Origin of the sequence: Enterobacter sp. D2 (genome assembly GCF_034427575.1) — a bacterium.
Taxonomy (GTDB): domain Bacteria; phylum Pseudomonadota; class Gammaproteobacteria; order Enterobacterales; family Enterobacteriaceae; genus Enterobacter; species Enterobacter cloacae_M.
Window position 1 is genome coordinate 1 of record NZ_JAXQPP010000015.1, and the last position, 1,565, is coordinate 1,565.

At 53.3% G+C, this 1,565-nt stretch carries 1 rRNA gene; it reads left to right on the forward strand.

Annotated elements, in window-relative coordinates:
- A 23S ribosomal RNA gene (locus tag SPG90_RS22315) occupies positions 1–1,542 on the forward strand; the annotation flags it as partial.
- Positions 1,543–1,565 lie beyond the last annotated feature (23 nt).

The following is a 1,565-nucleotide window of genomic DNA, read 5'->3' on the forward strand; positions in this document are numbered from 1 at the left end:
AGGCGTAGTCGATGGGAAACAGGTTAATATTCCTGTACTTGGTGTTACTGCGAAGGGGGGACGGAGAAGGCTATGTTAGCCGGGCGACGGTTGTCCCGGTTTAAGCATGTAGGCGGAACGATTAGGTAAATCCGGTCGTTTATTAACGCTGAGGTGTGATGACGAGGCACTACGGTGCTGAAGTAACAAATGCCCTGCTTCCAGGAAAAGCCTCTAAGCATCAGGTAACACGAAATCGTACCCCAAACCGACACAGGTGGTCAGGTAGAGAATACCAAGGCGCTTGAGAGAACTCGGGTGAAGGAACTAGGCAAAATGGTGCCGTAACTTCGGGAGAAGGCACGCTGATATGTAGGTGAAGCCCCTGCGGGTGGAGCTGAAATCAGTCGAAGATACCAGCTGGCTGCAACTGTTTATTAAAAACACAGCACTGTGCAAACACGAAAGTGGACGTATACGGTGTGACGCCTGCCCGGTGCCGGAAGGTTAATTGATGGGGTTAGCGGCAACGCGAAGCTCTTGATCGAAGCCCCGGTAAACGGCGGCCGTAACTATAACGGTCCTAAGGTAGCGAAATTCCTTGTCGGGTAAGTTCCGACCTGCACGAATGGCGTAATGATGGCCAGGCTGTCTCCACCCGAGACTCAGTGAAATTGAACTCGCTGTGAAGATGCAGTGTACCCGCGGCAAGACGGAAAGACCCCGTGAACCTTTACTATAGCTTGACACTGAACACTGGTCCTTGATGTGTAGGATAGGTGGGAGGCTTTGAAGCGTGGACGCCAGTCTGCGTGGAGCCGTCCTTGAAATACCACCCTTTAATGGCTGGTGTTCTAACGTAGACCCGTAATCCGGGTTGCGGACAGTGTCTGGTGGGTAGTTTGACTGGGGCGGTCTCCTCCCAAAGAGTAACGGAGGAGCACGAAGGTTAGCTAATCCTGGTCGGACATCAGGAGGTTAGTGCAATGGCATAAGCTAGCTTGACTGCGAGAGTGACGGCTCGAGCAGGTGCGAAAGCAGGTCATAGTGATCCGGTGGTTCTGAATGGAAGGGCCATCGCTCAACGGATAAAAGGTACTCCGGGGATAACAGGCTGATACCGCCCAAGAGTTCATATCGACGGCGGTGTTTGGCACCTCGATGTCGGCTCATCACATCCTGGGGCTGAAGTAGGTCCCAAGGGTATGGCTGTTCGCCATTTAAAGTGGTACGCGAGCTGGGTTTAGAACGTCGTGAGACAGTTCGGTCCCTATCTGCCGTGGGCGCTGGAGAATTGAGGGGGGCTGCTCCTAGTACGAGAGGACCGGAGTGGACGCATCACTGGTGTTCGGGTTGTCATGCCAATGGCACTGCCCGGTAGCTAAATGCGGAAAAGATAAGTGCTGAAAGCATCTAAGCACGAAACTTGCCCCGAGATGAGTTCTCCCTGACCCTTTAAGGGTCCTGAAGGAACGTTGAAGACGACGACGTTGATAGGTCGGGTGTGTAAGCGCAGCGATGCGTTGAGCTAACCGATACTAATGAACCGTGAGGCTTAACCTTACAACGCCGAAGCTGTTTCGGCG